General features: G+C 45.3%; 9 protein-coding genes. All 9 read right to left on the bottom strand.

Features of this window, described 5'->3' with window-relative positions:
- Positions 1 to 97 precede the first annotated feature (97 nt).
- Positions 98 to 5,206, bottom strand: coding sequence for a golvesin C-terminal-like domain-containing protein (locus J2736_RS17230; RefSeq protein ID WP_310499826.1), 5,109 nt, complete (start codon positions 5,204 to 5,206; stop codon positions 98 to 100).
- A 505-nt stretch (positions 5,207 to 5,711) separates the two neighbouring features.
- Positions 5,712 to 6,920, bottom strand: coding sequence for a GDSL-type esterase/lipase family protein (locus J2736_RS17225; RefSeq protein ID WP_310499825.1), 1,209 nt, complete (start codon positions 6,918 to 6,920; stop codon positions 5,712 to 5,714).
- Between the two features lie 17 nt (positions 6,921 to 6,937).
- Positions 6,938 to 9,154 carry an FAD-dependent oxidoreductase gene (locus tag J2736_RS17220; RefSeq protein ID WP_310499824.1) on the bottom strand — a complete coding sequence of 739 codons (2,217 nt, stop codon included), beginning with the start codon at positions 9,152 to 9,154 and terminating at the stop codon, positions 6,938 to 6,940.
- A gap of 87 nt (positions 9,155 to 9,241) precedes the next feature.
- Positions 9,242 to 10,861 carry a response regulator transcription factor gene (locus J2736_RS17215; protein ID WP_310499823.1) on the bottom strand — a complete coding sequence of 540 codons (1,620 nt, stop codon included), beginning with the start codon at positions 10,859 to 10,861 and terminating at the stop codon, positions 9,242 to 9,244.
- 3 nt (positions 10,862 to 10,864) lie between these two features.
- Positions 10,865 to 12,604, bottom strand: coding sequence for a sensor histidine kinase (locus J2736_RS17210; protein ID WP_310499822.1), 1,740 nt, complete (start codon positions 12,602 to 12,604; stop codon positions 10,865 to 10,867).
- A gap of 90 nt (positions 12,605 to 12,694) precedes the next feature.
- A complete protein-coding gene (locus J2736_RS17205) occupies positions 12,695 to 14,281 on the bottom strand; it encodes an extracellular solute-binding protein (RefSeq protein WP_310499821.1) in 1,587 nt (528 codons plus the stop codon).
- A gap of 71 nt (positions 14,282 to 14,352) precedes the next feature.
- A complete protein-coding gene (locus J2736_RS17200) occupies positions 14,353 to 15,222 on the bottom strand; it encodes a carbohydrate ABC transporter permease (protein ID WP_310499820.1) in 870 nt (289 codons plus the stop codon).
- Between the two features lie 13 nt (positions 15,223 to 15,235).
- Complete coding sequence (locus J2736_RS17195) at positions 15,236 to 16,183, bottom strand: ABC transporter permease (RefSeq protein ID WP_310499819.1); 948 nt, start codon at positions 16,181 to 16,183, stop codon at positions 15,236 to 15,238.
- A 266-nt stretch (positions 16,184 to 16,449) separates the two neighbouring features.
- Complete coding sequence (locus J2736_RS17190; protein WP_310499818.1) at positions 16,450 to 17,334, bottom strand: ADP-ribosylglycohydrolase family protein; 885 nt, start codon at positions 17,332 to 17,334, stop codon at positions 16,450 to 16,452.
- Positions 17,335 to 17,352: the final 18 nt, after the last annotated feature.

Here is a 17,352-nt window from a genome sequence, read left to right as displayed (position 1 = left end):
ATGGTATATAATACCATCCATTTTCTTATTGTCAATATTTTCTTTTAAAAAAACAAAGGAGCCGAATGGATCATACTCATCCACTCAGCTCTTCGGGTTATTTTACATTATTCCCCCACCACATATTCATCGTAATCTCGTAATTTCCATCCTGCAAGCCTGTCGCAACAACATTGTTGTCCGATAGTATCGGTTTAGCTGGTGCGAGTACGTTGTTGGCATATGCTGAGCTAAACGACTGCCGCTCGAACTTAACGGCATCAGCCCTCGTATAAATCATATCCGCAGGAAGTGTTGGGGGATCTACGGTAGTCGCAGTCTCCCTAGTCAAACGAACATACTCGCTGCCGTCTCCTGTAAAATCGAACGTACCAAGATTAACCCAGCCCGACGAGCCGACTGTCGCATCGAGATACGTGACCTCAGTCACCGACTGATGCTTCACTTCGACTTTGACATGATTATCGTTGGCCGTTGTATGGACGAGCTTGTAAATAGAAACCGTATATCTCCCCTCTGGAAACTGAGCTTTCCATGTCGCCGACGATCCTTGAACGGTTGAGTAACGGGATTTCACGCCAATTTTGTAACCAGCTAAATTGCTCTGGCTCCAAGATCCTTCTGTCGTGTATAACCCTGCCGTATTCGTGCTGTCGACGATAACCGTCAGATCCCTGATCGCTATGGTCAAATGTGGTGTTGATAAGGTCACTCCATCCAACGTCACTGTGGCCCACACCTCGATGTGATCGGTTACACCATCCAAGCTTTGAAGGGTCACCAAACCGTTACTGTCCACCGTAGCCAGATCGGTTCTATCAACAAAATACTGCACGTTTGCCTGTGTCAAATCACCGATCAATCCGTTGTCCAAATAGCCGGTTACACTCAGTTGAGCCGCTTGCGTCATTTGCAGTTCGTCCCGATCTGATTGGATGACCACGGACTCCAATTGCAGTGTCCTATTCGGGTCTACCCACATCATGGCATCGGCAACTACTCTGGACTTGTTAGCCTTATTCGTTAATTCGACATACCCACTATCCCCTGCTGCAAAAGGATAAGCGCCTAGGAACACCCACGCCCCACTGGCCGTTGTCTGATCAACGGTAACCGTCTCCGAACCACCGCTATAATACACGGTAAAAGAAGCATTGGTTGCCCAATTTTCGCTTGTGGCTGTTATTTGCGGTAACATGTAATACACGCTATAAGTAACACTCTCTGGCAGCTCTGGCCGCCATTTCATTGTGCTTGTTGCTGTGCCTGTGGTCGATTTGGCATATACATAGTTATCGTAGTAGTAGTCATTGGCGGTGGTATCTCGTATCCAGACGCCTTCTGTATCCGCCTCCGTATTATCAACAATGATGGATGAGCCACCCTGCCATTCCGGTTGAACCGGCGTTGCTGCAACATGATCAGCTAGATATAGCGTCCGCTTGCGAGTCTGTTTGCCGTCCGATTCCACATAGTAGGTGAAAGTCTTTGATAAATCATTTACCCGTATCGACCATTCCATGGGATAAATCGTATCTGGAACAGTCGTGTAGGTGGCGCCGCCATCTAAGGAGTAGTGGATTGTCGCTGGCTTTGTCGTTTTGGCCTCCACGTAAGCATCGTAGGACGTTTCATCTGGCTTGACGATGAGCATGCCTTTCACAGCATCGATTGGACTGTGCACATCGAAGAAATAGCTTGCATCCGATGTATCGGCTGTTCGAACCTGATGCAGCGGCACATCAATGTCGAGTCCTTCCACGATGAGGGCTGTTATTCCCTTGGCCGAAACTGTTGCCTGAATGACTCCACCACTCATAACCGCTTGCTGTGGTGCCCCGTTATCGCGGATAATGGTGACGTTATAATCTTGCGCTGGGTTGAACCCGATCATTTGCGCATTCAATTGGATCGGAGTCTGTACCTCAGATGTCGATTCGTTACTTAGACTGATGTAGAATTTATTTCCGCTTTCTCCCGTTATCCAGTTTAATTGCGGATGGTTAGTCTGAATAATCCCCTTCGGCATCCAGAGCCACACGTTGGAATTGCCGTAAAATTGGCCTGGTTTATTCCCATAGAGGTGATATTTGAACCATAAGAAATTCGTTTCAAATACGGAAGGGAATGTAATACTTCCATTCGATTTCAGCGATTGTTCGGTGATCAAATAATCCATCGTTTGCCCGAGCTGCGCCGGCATATGGTGGTAATAGATGGATGTAGCTCCGCTTGGACCTTCCAGTGGAAAATCCGGCTCCAGTTGACTTACGGCGAAGCCCTTATAGTAATACCCTGGATAGTTGGAATAGCGCCCGATAACCGCATTATGAGCGATATCTTGCAGTAGTTTATCGCCGGTATAGAGCGACAACCTCAGCATAAACGGAGCCTCCTGCGCATTCATCCGATAATAGCCCGTTGTACTCCCCGCTTCAAACGTCAACCCATTGGGTGAAACAAGCCAACTTTCCGCTTGTACGCCTCCGGCTACATCTTCAGGGAGCTTGCTTCTAGGATAGTCGTATTTCCCACTTTCCGGCCAGTGGAACGACTCCGCGTAATTATACGTCTCCGGCTGTGGAATCGTCACAGTGCCTTCGGGAACCGGACGAGCCACGAACATCGTGGCGTACTGTTTGGCTTCCTTGTATGCAGCATTCAAGTATTTAGGATCTTGCGTTTCCTCATACAGCTCCAAGATCTCCATCCACAGCTTGCTATAATAATAAATAAACTCATTTTTACTCACATTCGTGGTTGCAGGTATATCGATATTTTGAGCGATATAGCTGTCGGCCGCATCCTTAGCATCTTGTAGATACTGGGCATCACCTGTCATGCGATACATCATAAGGGGTTGAATGACCGGCCCTCTGTCCTTCTGCTCAGGATCTCGCACAAGGTACTCTTCCTGACCCAGCGCCCCAATGCCTGCCGAAGTGCCCAGCATTTGATTGACAGCAGCTACACTTGAAAAATCGAACGGCAAGGTTGCCATTTTCCATAATGAGGGAACGCTGTATACAGGCTTCTGTGTCGGCGACCAGCCGATACCATTACGTGATACCCCGTACTGGATCAACGGCAACGCCCTACTATCGTAAAGCTGGTCGTCTCCGGTCAAATAATAAGCCCCAAGCAGAGCCGCATTCGATGTAGTTCGTACACTATCCTCATTCTCGATATCGATGAAACCCTTGGCCCTACTCCACCATCCGCTTGGCGAAGGGACATAATTAACAGAATCGTCCCCTTGAGGCTCTATCTTGAGCAGATCGATCATATTGAACATCGCGTCAGTAAGCGAATGATCGGCCACATTTTCCCGATATGCCATATATTCGTATTCCGTGCGGAGAATGTCCTCGTAAGCATCATACAGTTTGCTTTTCTGAGCTATTAACCCTATATGGAACTGATACGTGCTTTCCGCAGTCATTTGCGAATACGTCCCTAGTTGTGGCGCATAAATAATCGGCTGTACACTGCCTTCATTATTGACAAGACTCATCCCAAGCCGCTGCTGGGAGACACCTCCTGTCGGTTCAAACTCAACCGGAAGCTGCTCGGATGGTACAAATACGCCATACGTCAGTGCATTTCCCGCTCCGTCATTTTTCTCAACCAGACTCATCGGAGCACTTAGCTCACGCAAGCTAGTTGATTCGACCGAACCTACCATTTTGGCATGCGACCTGAAGCCATTTAACACTTCATTGACACCAGAGACTGACTCTGTTGTGAAAGACTGATAGCCAATCACATAGTTGCCATTCCGACGAGGTGTAAAGTTGTAAGAAACATCCGGTTTATCCCCTGACATAGACCAATTCACCTGAAAATCGTAATCGCTGCCATGCAACGAATCGGTTAATACGGCAGTCTGGCTATCCGGAAAAGTAATCCCGTCAAATGTAAGCCAACGTGTATTCATCGTATCGTAGTAATTCGTTCGACTCCCTGCATTCCCATCCAATAAGACCCATTGTTCTTCCAGTCTTTCTGCCACATTATTGATAGGTACCCAGTTCCCCGTACCCGTGTCCTTGTAGAACAGATCACGAACGATGGATTTCCCGCCATCCCAAGCGGCTTCATAGAAAGTCGCCTTATAGTTAGTGTTTTCAATACTGCCTTTCTCCGTATAACTGAGATTCGCCAGTGTACGGCTGCGCAGCGGAGGCAACGGTGGCGCTTGCTGCCGAATATTCCCTTCGAACTTGACCGCATCAGCCCGCGTAATAATCGTTCCCGTCGTAGGTTGCGTTCGCGTCAGCCGAACAAACTCTGTATCATCACCGCTGAAGTAATAGCTCCCCAAATCGACCCAACCCGCGGCGGGACCTGATGAAGGTCTTAGATCCATAAACATGACATCCGTCATCCCATTATGCACAATTTCAATTTTCACATTACTATCTGCTTTATCCGCCCAATCCAACTTATAAAATGATATTTTCGCCGTACCCGCTTCCAACCGCGGATTCCATGTAATCGTTCTTCCTACAGCATCTGTAAAGTTGGAACTGGAATTGTTGTACCCCTTCACGCCTGTACTTGTGCTCCAATATGGAGCGGAGTATCCGTTATTCTTGTTCTCCACATCGACAGTAACCACACCATCCGTTGTGATGCTGCCATTATCAATAATGATTGTCTTATGCGGCTCTTTTTGCCCAATATTTCCTTCAAATTTGACCGCATCAGCTCGCGTAAGTATGGTGCTGGTGCTGCTGGTCGACCGAGTCAACTTGACATATTCTTCACCAATCCCTGAAAAATAGAACTCTCCTAGGTCAACCCATCCTACAGGCGCCCCGAATGAAGGTCTCAAATCTATAAATTGAACATCCGTCGTGCCGTTATGAACAATTTCAATTTTCACATTGCTATCTGCTTTATCCGCCCAATCTAGCTTGTATAATGATATTCTCGCCGTGCCTGCGTCTAATCGCGGATTCCACGATATCGTCCTGCCTACTGTACTTGTATATTTGGAGCTGGAATTCGCATACCCCTTCACACCGGTACTTGTGGTCCAATTCGGAGCCGAGTATCCGTTATTCATGTTATCCGCATCAGGGGTCACAACACCATCAACCGTGATGCTCCCGTCATCGATGATGATTGTCTTATACGGTAAGGTATCTGCACTAGCAGTTCCTTTTCCAAAAAAGCTTAGTGGCATTATCATCGTTATCATCAAAACGATTAAGAGCAGCTTCTTTTTTATCATATAACTCACTTCCTCCCATTTATTGACAGCGCTTTCAAAACAATATTTTCCTCCTTTATTGAAATGATGAGAAAGAAGCAATAAGCCCTATCTGTCAGGCTAAATCTCCTCCGTCCGTTTTAGCATAGCATGTAACCTCAGCGTGAAATTTCTTTGATTTCTAGAATTTCTTATAAGATTTTAAGTGAAATGTCCCTTATGTTCTCCCACGAAAGGGAACGTGGATGTCTTATTTGCGGATAAATAGGCGCAATCATCACCGGAGAGGAACTACAATGCTCTATTTTGCCGAAAACCACGATAAATAACTTCAATTCAACCAATTAGCGCATCTACGTTCCCCTTAGATTCAATTTCAGCCGACTCCAGCCTAATAAGGTATCTAGGATCCCCTGCCCTAGCGCAAAAAGAAAAACCTACTTGTGATTAGACTGCTGGGCAGCAGTCAAACACCATGTAGGTTTCCAACAAATTATAGTGGCGGCTGCACCAACAACAACTTCCCAAGCTGGATCACCGTTTGATCGTACCAATCCGGATGCTCCTGAACATGCTGCTTGCTCCGCTCATTGCCGGCTGCCGCAAACACAGCCGCTTTGTCTATCTTCTCCGAATCGATCTCGAAACGAACCGTATGACTCCCATTCGGAAGCTCTGGTAAAAACACAAACTGATTGCGATTATGATCGTTGTAGAAGGTGAATCGGTCGACAAGGAAGGGCTCCCCACCATCCACCGTCACCTTTAATCTACCGGAATCAGGTCCTCCGATATCGAACAGTCCGATGTGCGTGCCTGTGAACTGCACCGTGATTGCCTCTCCAGGATCGACTGCTCGCCACAGGCCGGGAAACAACCAATCGTACTTGCGGGCTAGCTCAAATTCATCAGGCGTCACGTAAGACCACCCTGAAGATAATTGAGCATGCCCTTCCAGCGGCCGCATAGCAGCGTACTCCCACGGATTGGCCGGAACCAGCGGTTCCTCTGGCAGGTTATGTTCAACAGTTCCCGAGCTATCCCCAAGTTCACGAATCTGCTCAAAGGACCGAGTGATCGTATCCGTGTAAATCTGATGTCCTTCAGGGATTAGTGGATGGATCGCATCATGCGTAAAAACAATAGCCCCGGGAAAGGACTCTCCTGCCTTTGCAGTGAAAACGAGCTTGCCTTCCGTCACCAATTGACTGACCGCTACGCCTAAATGAATGGAGGGAATACCATAATAATCGGCCACTTCCTCCTGCATAAGAGCTCCCTTCTGGTATTCCCCAGCTTGAAATCCGGCCACATCCCGCTCCTTCAGTGTATAAACAAATAGAATGTCGGTAAACCGACTCTGTTTGCGAATTTGACGGACAATGCCTTCGATCCGCGCCTTGGACTCGGGCACTCCGCCATCGTTACCGACGAATTCAACGAATACCAGATCAGGCTGATGGCTTAGCACATCCGTCTCCAAACGGGCACAGCCCAAATCCGATCCAGTACCGTCAATGCCTGCATTCACAGTGCGGATATCTGCCTTGGGGTATTGCCCCCGCAGCCAGTCCGCCGTCATGACCCTGTATCCCTGAGAACGTGTATTACTGCCGCCAAAATAGACGATTGTCACGGCTTCCCCATTTTCCAACTTCTGAATGACATTAGGTAACCCTCTTCGAGGGAAAAATTCCTGCATCACGACTTCACCTGACCTCACTGAGCATTTTTAGGTGCAAACAATTTGACAGCAAACACTTCATGATAAGGTGAACCGTAAGTTGCGCAGCAATGAATTCGGATTCGAGTTACACCTTTCGCATCAACCTTATGTTTATTCAACGTGTGATAATTACCACGGATACTGATTTCCCTCTCAGTTCCATCTTCGAAGATCAAGGTCACTTCATAATCTTGCATAAGCGGTTCGATTGGATCGTCAAAATGCTCTAAATCCAACTGTGAATTGAAAACGAGATGCATTTCATCGAGATTCTTAGGGCTTGCCCAGCAGAGTTCCAACCATTCCTGTCCTTCCGTACGTTCGGAAATCCAGCCGTTCGGCAGACCATACGGTCTGGAGTAACCATTGACGACATTTTCAGGATTGTACATATCCTGCGCTGGCAGCAGATCCTTGAAGCAGATGCTCTTATTAAACTTCTTCAGCCTGGACGGCTCTTCCGGCCTATAATGGAAAGAGACCGCTCCTGTTAGTTTCTCTTCATTACCGAATACGGCAAGGCTCGCCGTACCTTCCAGTACGATGTATATTTTATCGTCCGCTGGCTTCACGCACCCCAAGTCCAACGTGATCCAATCGTCATAGCCGGCAGGAATATCCACACTGTACGCTTTCAAATGGCTGGTGGGAATGTAGTTTTCCTTCCGATCCCCGCCGAACAGTTTCACATGCAGCGTTTCTGCATGCTCGGAACTATTTTTAACTCTAATCTGTACACTCTCCGCTACAGCGGTCTGAATCGGCAGAACCAAGCATACCCCTTGCTCCAAGAAAATCGCTTCGGTCGGATGAAGATTGTCATAGCTGCGCTGAGATGAGGCACTTACGCTTAATCCATCAGCGAAGTAAGGATCCAACTCTTCTTTAAGCCCTACAATCGTTTGCCCATCTCGAAGCAACAACGCTTGCAGCTCTCCCATATGCCTTTCGACGATATCTGCGGGGTCTACCTCATATTTCAGGCATAAAGAAGCAGCCGTTCCAACGGCCTGCCCCATACAACCGCAGGTTGCCATTACCCTTGTAGAACCAAAAGCAACATGGGTAGCACTTATATTGCGACCAGCGAACATGAGATTAGGTATATTTTGCGAAAATAAACTGCGGAACGGAATATTGTACAGGCCAGGCACGAAATTCCATGCTGTAGCGGGTCCTTCATCGTAGATGCCCTTAGCTGCATGTAAATCCATATACCAGCCACCCACGGATACAGCATCATCGAAATGCGGCTTTGTGGTCAGATCATTCTGAGACAACATGTGATTGCCAATAAACCGCCTCGACTCGCGCTTGCCCGGAATGGGACACACATAATCCAAGATAAGATTATCGACATCATCAAATTCGCCGCTATTTTTGATATAATCCCAAATCCCGTATACCAATTTCCGCAGCTCCAGTGCGATGTCTTCATTGTTGGCGATAACATCCATATGCCCGCCGTACTCCAGCCACCACAATCCGCCAAGACCATTGATCTTCCTAGGGAATGCTCGATGATTCAAACCCCTTCGGATACTTTCAAAAAAAGGCAGCTTCGTAATATCATACGCAAAGCCGGGCCTCTTGTAAGGAACGGAATATTCTACATCACGGGCTTGGAAAAGAATCGTATCTCCCATGGTGTAATGATCCGCCACTTCAGGCGCCAAGGTTTCGTTATACTCATGCTTCGCTTCCCTTCCCCATCGGAAGTGAGCACCTGCCTGAAATCCGACGATCCCGTCGCCAGAGCAATCGATGTAGGTTCGGCTCTCAAAACGAAACTTCCTTTCAGAAGCTAGTTGAATACCCTCCACCCATGCGATTCTACCGTTCTCCATGCCTGTTTCATGCACGCATGTATTCAGAAATAGCGCAATGTTAGGCTCCGCATAAACCATATCCAACAAGACCGTATCCGAAAGGGAGAGCATAAGCTTTTTGTTATATAACGGATTATAGTGAAAGATCTTCAACTTGAGTTCTTCCACTAACCCGCCCTCACGTGCATAATAGGATGGACTTTTACCGAGATAAGCCGACCCGTTAATATGAACCCTAACCTCGCTGCTGGCATTTCCTCCAAGCACTGGTCGATCATTAATAAGTGACACTTGCAGCCCTTGACGAGCAGCAGCAATCGCAGCACAAATCCCCGCAATCCCCCCGCCGACGACAGTTACATCCGCTTTAATAAGCTCCATTTTGATAACCTCCATGATAAGATACATCTATCATGGTAGTCTTTTTAAGCCCGTTTTTCTTACAGGATTTCTAGAAAAACTCATAGTTTATTTAGATTCATACCGTGTCATTTTGATCCGATATTGCTTAGGTGTATCACCCGTGTATTCTTTGAACAGTTTGCAGAAATACCCTTCATTGACAATGCCCACTTCCTCGCACAGTTCCAGTATCGAATAATCCTGTACTTTCAACAATTCGAGCGACAATTGGATTTTTTTACGATTGATGTAGCTAATTACGCCTTCATTCATTGTTTTCTTAAATAGGCTGCTAAAATACGATGGCGCTAAGTTCACATCCTCAGCGATGGCCTCCAGCGTTAAACGCTGTTTCAGATTATTCTCGATAAACCTCATGGCTCTCATGATTTCTGCCCGATGTACAAGTTGGCCAGCGTGTACATATTCAAATGTGAAGTCGCTGATATACGCAAGCTGCTCGCGAAATGCCATAAATTCAATCGGAAATTCGGCTATTTCCGTGGTCGATATGTTCCCAGATTTAAATTTCATAACAATGTCCCTGTACAAGTCTCGAAGCATAGGCGCCATGATGGACCTATGGATTTTATGATCGGAAGCAAATTGGTTTAAATCAGCAAATTGTTTCTCCAGCTCTTCCTTGGAAACCTGTCTTTGCACCCATGCTAGAAAATCAGTCAGTTTCTGTTGAAAATCTACTCTTCTGTCATTTTGATATTGAAAGCGATGCGAAGGGGTTTTGACTACTTTCTCCCCATGATAATAGAAATCCTCACTCACATTACGAGCTTCCGTATAAGCTTGTTTGATGGATTCCCAACCTCGATACGGACCCCCAAAAGCGACAGATACCCTTTGATTCAAAAACTGCTGCAAATGGGAGACGATCTGACTTCCCAAAGTCTGGCAGGCATACTCCGTATCCATGCTACTTCGATTATTTTCCCAAGCAAGAAAACCAATAAACCGATTATCGGATAGATCCGTAGCTACACCCCTGCCACAGTTCATCACCGTTTCTTCGATGACATTCGTAATCGCATATTTCAAGATGTTTTGGTCAACCGCCGAATATTCATTGCGAAAATTTTCATATAAATTCATTTCAACAATAAAGCAGCAGTAGTTAGCTTGAAAGACCTGGGACTCCATGCTCCCCGCAAAATTCGATACGCGATGAGAAGGTATTTCGCCTCTAATCAGTTCATTAAAAAATTGCTTGCGGACCCTGTATTTATTTTCAAGAATGGATACGTTTAACGATTGAAATTCCTCTTCTTTTTTCTTAAACTCATCCAAATTTCCGGCTGCTTTACCCAACGCTTTATCCAAATCCGCTTCATTCAACGGGACCTTCACAATGTACTCCAATACGTTGGCATGAATAGCTCGCTGTGCATATTCAAATGTGGAATAGGCGGTCAAAAGAATGAATTGCGTATGAGGCAGCTCGGGCTTTAACTGCTCAATCATGGCTATGCCATCCATTCTCGGCATAACGATATCGGAGATGACGATATCCGGCTTAAGCTTGAGGATCTCCTCGATCCCCTTCTGCCCGTTATTCGCTTTGCCCACTAAATGAAATTTCCTTTCTTTATGAGCGAGCTCGCTAAAAAATAATTCCAATCGCTGAATGATGAGATCCTCATCGTCGACAATGAAGCAGGTGTAATCTCTCACGTTTCATGCATCTCCTTTAAACGAACCTACCGGGAATACGGCGCGGACACTGGTTATCTCCTGAGGCTTGCTTATAATTTGGAGCCCGAACTGTTCCCCGTAGTGAAGTCTTATTCGTCCATGAATGTTATTTAACCCGATTCTTTTCCTTTTTACTTCGGGGTTATTTGGGTCTTCCTTTAAAATATGTGGGATACGATCCGCAGGAATACCCTCGCCTTGATCAATGACTTCGATGATGACGAAGCTGCCCTCCCTGTAGGCATGAATCGTAATTGAGCCTTCGATTCCCCCTCCGTTATAGCCATGGAAGATACTATTCTCCACAATGGGCTGCAACAGCATGCGAAACACTGGAAAGTCCAATAACCCGTCTTCAATTTGCTCAACTAAGTCAAAGTGCCTATTATAACGGATGTTCTGAATCTTGATATAGTCGGATACATTGCGCAACTCCTGACGTAGTGAAACCTTCTCTGCAGCGTCGGCGATTCCGTATTCCAATAAGGAAATGAGAGACCCGATCACCACATCTACTTTCTCTATTTGTCCGAGACGTATGACATTGCTAATGGATCCAAGTGTGTTATATAGAAAATGAGGGTTTATTTGCGATTGCAACACCTGAATTTCCAGTTTCCTCTCCAGCTCATTATGAAGCTCTGCTCGACGAATCAACTCTACAATCTGCTGCAGCATGCGATCGAATGCGCGGGAAAGGTCCCCGAATTCATCATTTCGCTTAATGATAACGGTCGTAGTCAGATCTCCCTGCTCTACCCGCTTCATCGTTGTTTTGAGTGCATAGAGCGGATTTCTTATATATTTGGCGATAAAAAAGGATATGAACAAACTTAAGATCAGGCCTGCAACGAGAAGTCCGAGATAATAATTTTCCAATCTGGACAACGCCGCTTCCAAGCGTGATTCATCGTTCATCGAGATGAGGAACCAGTTGAATTTCTCCGTCGGCTTCTTCAGAATGGAGACGGGTAAGCCATCTTTGGTATGGAGTTGAAGGCTAGTTCCCGTCGTATCTAGAATTTGTTCTGCTGACATGTCTCCGATTGCGAAAGTATGATCTTGAATACTGAGAGGGCCTCTATTTTCCGAAAATCCAGCAATGATTTTACCCGATGTGGTAATTAAAGCCAGATTCATTTGTTCTTTTTTATTAATCTTAAACAACGTTTCCTCAATCGCATTGAGATCCAAATCCACAGCAATCGCCATAGGAGTCGGAGTGCCGTTCAGATATCGCACCATTGTAACTGTCCAGCCGGAATACTTCGATTTATAAGGATCACTGACAAAGGTAGTCCTTCTGTTCTTGTCAGCCGCATCAAATAAAGGTTTTCTATCCGATAAAGGTTCATCGAAAATTCTTGTAGGCATACTTCCGCCTAGAATGGATAAATCACTATTGATCAAGTAAATGTCACTAACGTAATTACTGTTGAGTTCATAGAGCTCTCTTAATTGCTTTTTAATCACTTCTGTCGTATTTATGTTGGCTTTCACCGATGTTTCGACCGAGAACATGATTGTCTGGAAGGAGGAAAAATTAACCGTTAAGTACTGGTCAACTTTATCCAATATTTGATTTGTGTAAAAAATATCGTTGGTTCTGATTTCCTTTTGGACATAGCGATAGGACAATTGGCTTATTAAGATGATGCAGCTTAATACGAACGCGAACACGATCATAAATAGTTTAATAGGCAAGCTGATTCTTCTTCGCATCGGTCATCTTCCTTTTACATCTTTATTAAACCAAGCATAGCATAGGACAACAAAGAGAGGGGCGATTTATCGCCACTCTCTTCGTTCATCTTACTTAATTAAACCTGCTTCTTTAAATTGTTTAACAGCTGTATCCTTATATTTCTGCATGTCGAACTTCGTATCCAATGTTTTGAGGAAATTGTCCCAGTTGGTTAGAGGATCTTTGCCCGACATGAATTTGACTAAACTTTCATTAATAAAACGTGTGCGGTCAGCTGCCAAAGAATCACTCGGATCTGCCGTCAACAAGTTACCAGGCAAAGTAAGACCGACATATTGCTGATTGTTCGTGAAAGCTTCTGCCGTCTTTGGATTCTGGAAGGAGAAGTACTCGGCATCATCGCCACGGCGCGGCATTCTGTAATGATCCACCCATAAGTATTTCTCTTTTACTTCCTTGGATAATTCAGAGTTTTTATTTTTGACCTTACCGTCTACGATATCCCATTGAATCCCTTTAACGCCGTATGCGAAATACGGATAGGCTTCTTTGTCCGTAAACATATATTCCAGCATAGACAAGATTCGAGTAATTTTTTCCTTATCCGCTTTCTTGGAAATAGCCCATGAATTGCCTTGGAACGATTTTCTCTCTACGATTTGATCCCCGTAAGGCCCCTTCATTGGAGGAATAACGATCCATTCTGGCACCTCTCCGCCGATTTCTTTCATTTTCTGCTGATAATCCGGTTCCAATCTGCGGGCATCTCTAATCATAAAGCCAACTTTACCTTTAAATAACTTCTGGTCCAATAGATCAGGGGTATTCATCGTCACCCAGTCTGGGTCCACCACTTTCGCTGTCATCATTTTATTGATGTAAGCGAGTGCTTCCTTCATTTTAGGATCAATAAATAAGTACACTGGTTTGTTATCTTTCACATCAATGGCGGAGGGAGGATTAACGCCAAACATCCACATTAAGCTATCAAAACCATAGGTTTGCAGATTGCCTTCTTTATTCATACCGCCTATGAATCCGTACGTATCGTTCTTGCCATTTCCATCTGGGTCTTTCTCCGTAAAGGCTTTCATCACTTCGAACAATTCGTCAGGGGTTGTCGGCACTTTCAAGCCTAACTTTTTTAACCAATCATTACGGATGAAGAAGCTACGACTGATACCGTTTACATTATCATAACCGGGAATCCCAATCGTTTTACCTTGATAAGATGTCGCCTCCCAGGAATCTTTAGCAAAACGCTTCTTCAATTCCGGAAATTGATCCAAGTATGGGGTCAAATCCGCAAGAACGCCTTGGTCATAATATTGCGCTAGATCGGATCGACTCTTCAAGAAGAGCAAATCAGGAATATCCCCACCTGCAATGAGGGTATTCAGTTTGGTAGTCGCCTGCCCAGCTTGAGGAATCGTCATATCCAAGTCGATGTTCATCGCTTTTTCCAGCATTTGACGTTGAATATCCTCCTCACGTGGAGGTATTGGAGCGGCAGCATTGAACGTACCTTGGTTAAACATCGAAATTTTTATTTTGTTCGCAAACTTGTTAGCCTCGGTTTGTGTGCTGCTCGAAGCTGCAGGCTTAACTTCTTCTTGGCTCCCGCATGCTGACAATAGCGTTCCGAGCCCTACTACAGCAGCCAGAACAGTAAATGTAATCTTCTTACGTTGCATATTGACCTCTCCTTTTGCTTGTATCTATATTATCACGGTGTCCCCGTAACAACCTAGGTAGGAATTGCCTTTTACCCTTTAATGGATCCCATAAGTACACCTTTAGTAAAATGCTTTTGCATAAATGGATACACAATCAAGATCGGAACCGTCGTCACGACGACAGCAGCCATTTGCACAGCAAACTTGCTCACCGTACCGGAATTAGCCATCGATTCAGCGCTTTCTGATGCAATGTTAAGCAGAATGTTGCGCAAGACAACTTGCAGTGGCATTAAGTTCGCATCATTTAAATAAACAATGGCATCGAAATAACTGTTCCAATGACTCACGGCGTAAAATAAGGATATCGTGGCAAGGACGGGCATTGAGAGGGGTAAAATAATTCTCCAAAGCGACTGAAGTTCACTTGCACCGTCAACCCTCGCCGATTCCTCAATTTCAGCAGGTAATTGCTCGAAAAAGCCTTTAATAATAACCAAATTAAATGCACTAATTAGAGTCGGAATAATTAATACCCATGGACTGTTTAACAATCCCAGTGAGCGGATTAACAAATACGTCGGAATTAATCCTCCGCTGAACATCATCGTAAACACAATGAAGATTAAAAATGTGCTGCGCCCTGGCAAATATTTTTTGGATAATGGATAAGCCGCTAGTACCGTAAAAAGCACATTAAGCGCCGTGCCTACGATCGTTCGAAATAGCGTAATTTGATACGCCTGCCCTATACCATGCGAAATGAATACCTCTTTATAAGCTAAGAACGTATAGGATTCTGGTATGATCACAATCCCTTTTCTTACTACTTCCGATTCTGGCGTCACGGATACTGCAATCACATATAAAAAGGGAAGTAAGCAAAGTAGTGCTAGTATAATAAGAATAGAATAGACGACTACTTGCCATATTTTTTCCCCGAAGGTTAGATTAATCATGTATACAACCACCTCACCAAATTTGCCCATCGAATTTTTTGGCAATCTTGTTCGCAGCCAAAACTAAAGCAAATCCGATGATCGCTTTAAACAATCCCACAGCCGTAGCCAAACCAATCTTCAGACGCTCCAACCCTTCACGGTATACCCATGTGTCAATAATATCGATCTTTTCCTGGTTAAAGCTGTTGGCAAACATGAATATTTGGTCAAATCCAGCGTCCAGAATATGACTTAATTTCAGGATCAGCATCAGAATAATGACACCTCGAATGCCGGGTAATGTGACATGCCATAACTGTCTCAACTTGGAAGCTCCATCCATGCGAGCTGCTTCATATAAACTTGGATCAATGCCCGCTAATGCGGCAAGGTACAAGATCGCTCCCCAGCCAATATCCTTCCATATTTCAGATAGGATGATCAGCAGTCTACCCCAGGCAGGTTCCGTTAGGAAGGAGATCGGCTGAATCCCATTTTGCTTAAAAATCATGTTAAATAGGCCATCCCCTGGGGCTAATAACGCAACCATCAGTCCATAAACAATGACCCATGATAGAAAATGGGGTAGATATGTGATCGTTTGCACAATTTTCTTAAACCATTGGGTATACACTTCATTAAGAAGTAAAGCCAGTACGATAGGCGCAGAGAAACCGAACAATAGCTTATACAGCGATATGATGATCGTATTTCGCATAATGTCCCAGAAATAAACGCCATTGATAAAATCTTTGAAATTCTTAAGTCCCACCCATGGGCTATCCCATAGTCCCAAAGCTAGGTTATAGTTTTTAAAAGCAATAATGATTCCTGCCATCGGAATATATTTGAACACGGCAAAGTACACTAATGCCGGAAATAAGAGCGCATACATGACTCTGTATCTGCTTATCGTTCTTATCCATGAATCCCGCTTTTTCGGGGTGGGAATGGTGTCCGTTGCCAATTTTGCTTGCATGTCATCACCTCGTCTTTGTTTATATGTGTATCTTAGCATCCGCTAATCGGATAAATTTCTGTGATTTCTAGAATTTCTTACAAGATATTAAGTAGGTGGGGAATTGGGTCATTTCTATGCCCTATAGCCAACTTACCTCTTCCGGTCTGGGTGGGTTACGGTGATTAACTGGATTTTCTACATCTATTTCCTGAGAAAAAAGGACAATATGTGAGCGCAACCTTTTTCAGGTGCTTTCACTTTGTCCGTAAGTTATTTGCATTTCGCTACAACCCATCCCTCAACCCAACCAACCTCACCGCAATCTCATCCAACCGCTCCTTAATCAGGATCGCTTCCGCATACGCAGCCGGTATCCCTTCATAGCCATAATAAATACCCGCCAGCCCACCAGCAATGGCACCTATGGTGTCTGAGTCTCCGCCCAAATTGGCCGCCCTTTGAACAACATCGCTAAAGTCGGAAGCTTCCAGCAAAAGATGGAGCACCCAGCAGAACGTATGCACAACGAAACCTGTCGCTTCACAACCAGGCTCGGACGTAAGTATACGTTCATACTCCGTTCCGATCAGCTCCTGCTGAATCACTGTTTTCATCTCTTCTCCCTGCAGCAGGCGATAAGCAATGCGGTTATAGAGGATGCAAGCTTCATTGCATCTCTCGTCATAGTGCGTCATTTTCGACTGCATATGGGAAATTCGCTCAATATCCTTCCAGTCTGTATACGCAAGCGCGACTGGCAAGCAACGCATGAGTGACCCATTGCCCGCACTTTGGCCCATCTCAATATGCGTGATGTATGCCGCCTCAAACCAACTCTCCTTCACATTTTCAAATGTATGTCTGATGATATTTCCGATATCCTTCGGCCTCGTTTGATACCATGTCATGAACTGCTCACCGATCGCAGCCAAAGGGTCTTGTGGCTTCTCCAAAATCCCCTCAGCCACACACAACGTCATCATCGTATCGTCCGTCACTTCACCAGGCTCCAGTCGCCAGACGCCCCCGCCAATGATCTCCGTCAAATACCCATATCTCGCTTGGATTTCTCGGATATTCATGAACTCGGTCGTGCCGCCTAACGCATCACCGATTGCGACGCCGTAGAGACCGCCTTTGATTTTATTCAACAAGTCGTGTTCGTTCATGCTGATTACTCCCTTCCC

This window comes from Paenibacillus qinlingensis (genome assembly GCF_031455095.1).
Taxonomy (GTDB): domain Bacteria; phylum Bacillota; class Bacilli; order Paenibacillales; family NBRC-103111; genus Paenibacillus_E; species Paenibacillus_E qinlingensis_A.
Note: the sequence above shows the minus strand (reverse complement) of the source record. Positions and strands in the feature narration are given on the sequence as shown.